At 71.1% G+C, this 4,464-nt stretch carries 3 protein-coding genes and 1 pseudogene; 1 reads left to right on the top strand and 3 read right to left on the bottom strand.

Translation table 11 applies throughout. From position 1 onward, the window contains the following. The 3 genes and pseudogenes from AC5JJ1_RS12705 to AC5JJ1_RS12715 form a co-directional block, all read right to left on the bottom strand. A pseudogene (locus AC5JJ1_RS12705) lies at positions 1-927 on the bottom strand (hypothetical protein); the annotation flags it as partial. Beyond that, positions 924-2,516, bottom strand: a complete 1,593-nt coding sequence (locus AC5JJ1_RS12710) for an ABC transporter substrate-binding protein (RefSeq protein ID WP_495785475.1) — start codon at positions 2,514-2,516, stop codon at positions 924-926. The pseudogene AC5JJ1_RS12705 and the gene AC5JJ1_RS12710, both read right to left, overlap by 4 nt. A 448-nt stretch (positions 2,517-2,964) precedes the next feature. Next, entirely contained in the window at positions 2,965-3,930 is a 966-nt protein-coding gene (locus tag AC5JJ1_RS12715) for a tripartite tricarboxylate transporter substrate binding protein (protein WP_495785476.1), read from the bottom strand. Positions 3,931-4,162: 232 nt separating this feature from the next. Here AC5JJ1_RS12715 and AC5JJ1_RS12720 point away from each other — a divergent pair. Continuing rightward, a partial coding sequence (locus tag AC5JJ1_RS12720) for a transposase (RefSeq protein WP_495785477.1) occupies positions 4,163-4,464 on the top strand: 302 nt, incomplete at its 3' end.

Consider the following 4,464-nt stretch of genomic DNA (forward strand, 5'->3'; position numbering starts at 1 on the left):
GCAATCCTCGAGATCGTCGGCGTGGAAGTGGATCGCCGCATAATCCCCGGGAGCGTGGCGCCAGCAGCTTTCCGCGCCGCTCCACCGTGCGCCGACCACCGCCTGCGTCGGCGCGTTCACCAGCACGCCATGCAGCCCATCCGGCCCGGTGTCCTGCACGGTGTCGGTGCCGATGCCCCGCGCGAAGTCCCAGGCGGCGCGGAGGGCTGCGGCGGCTTCGGCCGGCACCTCCAGTGGCGCGGGCCAAGCCGTGACGAAGGCGGCGGCGGCCATCGGCGCCTCGATCTTGCCGGTGAAGTGGTCGCGGCGTGCCTCAAGCCCGCGCGCCGCGACGACCACGCCATCCGGCGCAGGCGCCGGGCCCGCGGGCAGGTCGCCCTCGGCCGTCGCGGCGCCGTCCGCCGTGCCGGACTGGCCGAGCAGCACACGGCCGGTTGAGGGATCGTGGGAGAGCCAGAGGCGGTGCCAGCAGCGCGGCGCCAGCGCCACGCCCGTCGCCAGGTGGCAGGTGGCGCCGCCGAGCGTCACCTCGGCCTCTGCGCCGGCCGTCCCGGCCCGCAGCGCAAGGGCCATCCCGGCGGCTCCGACCGAGAGCACCGTCGCCGCCGCCTGCTCGCCGCGCATCCAGACCAGCGCCGACCAGCAGCGCGGCTCCGCTGCCGCGAAGCAAGGCCCGCGGCGGATCACCGCGCAGGAGCCGATCGCCACCGGCTGGTCCCGCCCCTCGAAGCGGATCTCCGCCAGGCCCGGCACCGGGCGCAGGTCGAGGCCCGGTCCCGCTGGGTTCGGGTCGCCGCTGACGACGCGCAGGATGCGCACGCGGCACGGCGCCGGGTCGCGCAGGCTGACATGGGCGGTGAAGCGCTCGCCGGGGCGCCGCGAGAGACGGTCGAGGTAGCCGGCGACCGGCGGCACGGCGGAGTTCATGCGCGCCTTGCATTCCAGGGCACCGGGCGCGGCCCTTCCAGCAGGCCGGTCAGCGAGCGGCGATAGGCGGTGCGGATGAAGAACTGGCCGAGCGGCACGCTGGGCACGTCGCGGAAGGCGAGATCCTGCATACGCATGCCGATGCCGAGCCGCGCCGCCTCGTCCGCCGCGCCGAGCCATTCGGCGTTCAGCGCCTCCATCTCGGCGCTCTCGTACCAGCCGTTCCAGCCGCCGGCGCCCTGGCCGCGGATCAGCGCGTTCTGCGTCGGCGTGACGATGCCCATCCCGCTCCACCAGACAGGGTAGATGTTCCAGCCGCCTTGGGCGGGTGGGTTGCGGTTGAGGGTGCGGCTCAGCACCGTGCCCCAGTCGGTGGTGACGAACTCCACGTTGAAGCCGATGCGCGTCAGCAGGTCCTGGCCGATCAGGCCGAGCGGTGCGATGGAGGTGAAATCGGCCGGGTTCAGCATCACCACCCGCTCGCCGGCGTAGCCGCTCTCGCGCAGCAGAGCGCGGGCGCGGTCGAGCGAGGGCGAGGCCATCGGGTCCTGCGCCGGCGGCCGGCCATAGGGCGTCGTACAGGGAAAGAAAGAGTGGCAAACGTTGAAGGCGCTCGGGTCGCTGTTCGTCACCGCCGCCATGAAGTCCGGCTGGTCGACGGCCGCGAGCACGGCGCGGCGCACCGCCGGCTTGTCGAAGGGCGGCTGCAGGTGGTTGAAGCGCAGCACGCCCAGGTAGCCGGCCGGGTCGCCGTTGGCGATGGCGATGTCGCGCGACCGGCGCAGCACCGGGATGAGGTCGGCGGCGACCTGTTCCCACCAGTCGACCTCGCCCGCTTGCAGCGCCGCGGCGGCGGTAGCGGCATCGGGCATCATGTGCCACTCGACGCGCTCGAAATGGGCCACCTTGCCGCCCGAGGTCCATTCCGGCGCCTCCGCCCGGGGCCGGTAGCGGTCGAAGCGCGCATAGGCGGCGCGGCTGCCGGCGACGAACTCGTCCGCCAGGAAGCGGTAGGGCCCGGAGCCGATCATCTCCGCCACCGGCCGCAGCGGATCGGTCGCGGCGAGGCGCTCCGGCATGATGAAGGCGGGAGCGGTGCCGGCCTTGGCGATGGCGTCGAGCAGCAGGGGGAAAGGCTTGGCGAGGCGGATTACCAGGCTGCGGTCGTCGGGCGTCTCGTAGTCCCGCACCACCGCGGCCAGGGTGCGGCCGAAGGTGTCGCGGCCGCCCCAGCGCCGCAGGCTGGCGGCGCAGTCGCGCGACCGCACCGGCTCGCCGTCGTGGAAGACCAGGCCCTCGCGCAGCCGGATTGTCCAGGCGAGGCCGTCATCGGAGACCTCGTGGCCCGCTGCCATCTGCGGCTGCGGGCGCATGCGGGCGTCGATGCCGTAGAGCGTGTCGAACACGTAGTAGCCATGGTTGACGGCAACGCCGGCCAGCGACGCGACCGGGTCGAGGTTGGTCAAAGCCGCTTGCGGCACGAAGCGCAGCACGCGCGGGTCAGCGCCGCGTTGCGCGTGCGACAGGCCGGGTGTGGCAAGCGATGCGGCAGCGCCGAGCGCTGCGCGACGGGTGAGGTGGATGGTCATGGTCGTCTCTCCATCTCGGATTCCAGCGCGCGGAAGCACCGGACTTGCCTTGAGCGACGAGAGCGGGGGCCCAGGGCGCCCCGAGCCGCGTTTTGCCTCCAGGCTGAGCCAGGCTTGGCTGGTGAACAAGAGGGATTTGCCTGGCATGCTGAACCGGCCGGGCGGCCCTGCCGATCCGAACGGCAGTCATCAGTGGAGCGATAGGGAATTCTCACGGTCCATATCGCGCCTTACACAACCGCCGGTGTCGGCCGCAGCGGCGAGGAGCGTTGCCCTGGCCGTCCATGCCGCGCCCTAAGTTCTGTGACCGGACGCTGCGATGACCGTGCCTTCCGGACACGCAGCGACAGCCGCAGACCACCGTAGGCCTGATACCCGCTCGATAAAGTCCTGGCCGACTGCTCTGCCGGTGATGGTGCGACGCCCTGCTGTCCAATCACCAGGCGGTTCAGTTCCGCGGCACGTCGAGGCGGCGGAGAACAGGGCGCCACCGCTCGTCCGATCGGCGCAGGAACAGCGTGAAGTCCTCGGGCGTTCCCCCGGCGAGGACCTCACCCTCCGCGCTCAGCCGCGCGCGGGTGCGCTCGTCCCGCATCGCCGCGTCGGCTGCAGCGTTGAGGCGCTGCACGACCTCGGGCGGCGTCCGCGCGGGCGCCACGAGGCCATGGTAGCTCAGCGCCTCCAGCCCCGGAGCGTATTCGCCCACCGCCGGCACCTCGGGGGCCGCATCCAGTCGGCGCCCGCTGGTCCAGGCGATAAGCCGGCCCTGTCCGTTGCGTTTCGCGTTGGCTGCGATCCGTCCCGAAAGGACCATCACGTCAAGGTCGCCGGCGAGAAAGGCCGTGACTTGCTCCGAATCACCCCGATACGTCACGTCCTGCATGGCGATGCCGAGCCGCTCCAGCACCATGAGCATGGCGACGTCTGTTGTCGTGGTCGGGCCATTGGAGCCGTAGGTCATTCGTCCTGGCCGGGCGCGTGCCGCCGCGATCAGGGCCGGCAGGTCGGCCGGACCGTCCTGGACCCGCGTGAGGATGCCGTAGGGGTAGGTCGCCACCAGCATCACCGGCGCAAAGTCCTCGACCTTGTAGGGCAAATTGGGCTGGATCACGGGATTGATGGTGAGCGTCGTGCCTGCCGCCATGAGCAGGGTCTGGCCGTCCGGCCGGGCACGGGCGACGTATTCGGCGCCGATGACGGTGTTGCCCCCGGCCCGGTTCTCGACCTGCACGGGTTGGCCGAGGCTTGCCCGCATGCCCTCCGCAAGAGCCCGGGCCACGGCGTCGACGCTGCCACCGGCCGGGAATGGCACGATGATTGTGGTCGCGCGCGGTGCCCCGCTCTGTGCCATGGCTGGACGTGCCAACGCCAGGGAGGCGGCTCCGAGCAGCGCGCGTCGGCTGTGGTGGACCATGACATTGTCCTCCCGTCCCGTGGCGCCGAGCCGGTAGGGAGCGCGACGGGCAAGAGTAACGCAAGTCGCGGCTAGGCCGGGGCACTTAGGAGGAGAGTACCCGCAACGTGATGGCGTTCTCGCCTTTCAGCATTTCCTTGGTTCACCTCACCGAAGTGCCTGTTGGAGCCACCCGATGTCCGATCAATTTCTGGCGTGGCGTTCTGGGGCGTTCCCCTGATTTTCGAGAGACATGACCATGACCAAGACAAGCCTGGACGACGCCCAGTGGACATCGTTGCTGCTGGTCCTGCAGCGGATCCCACTCGCATGGAAGCGCGACGAGGTGGCGCTTCGCCGGTTTGTCGAGGCAGCCCTCCGGATCTGCCGAACCGGAGCGCCGTGGCGCGACCTGTCAGAGGCGCTTGGCCTATGGTCCAGCGTTTATCACCGCTGGCGGCGCTGGTGCCTACGTGGCTGGTGGGAGTTGGCCTTCGAGGCAGCGTGTTGCATGGGTCAGGGGCCTGGACGCATTCGTCCCTTCCCGCGCTTGCG

Source organism: Belnapia sp. (genome assembly GCF_059504005.1).

Coding starts and splice junctions, on each gene's coding strand:
- AC5JJ1_RS12715 (WP_495785476.1), bottom strand. CDS start 3,930: ATGGTCCACCACAGCCGACGCGCGCTGCTCGGAGCCGCCTCCCTGGCG.
- AC5JJ1_RS12710 (WP_495785475.1), bottom strand. CDS start 2,516: ATGACCATCCACCTCACCCGTCGCGCAGCGCTCGGCGCTGCCGCATCG.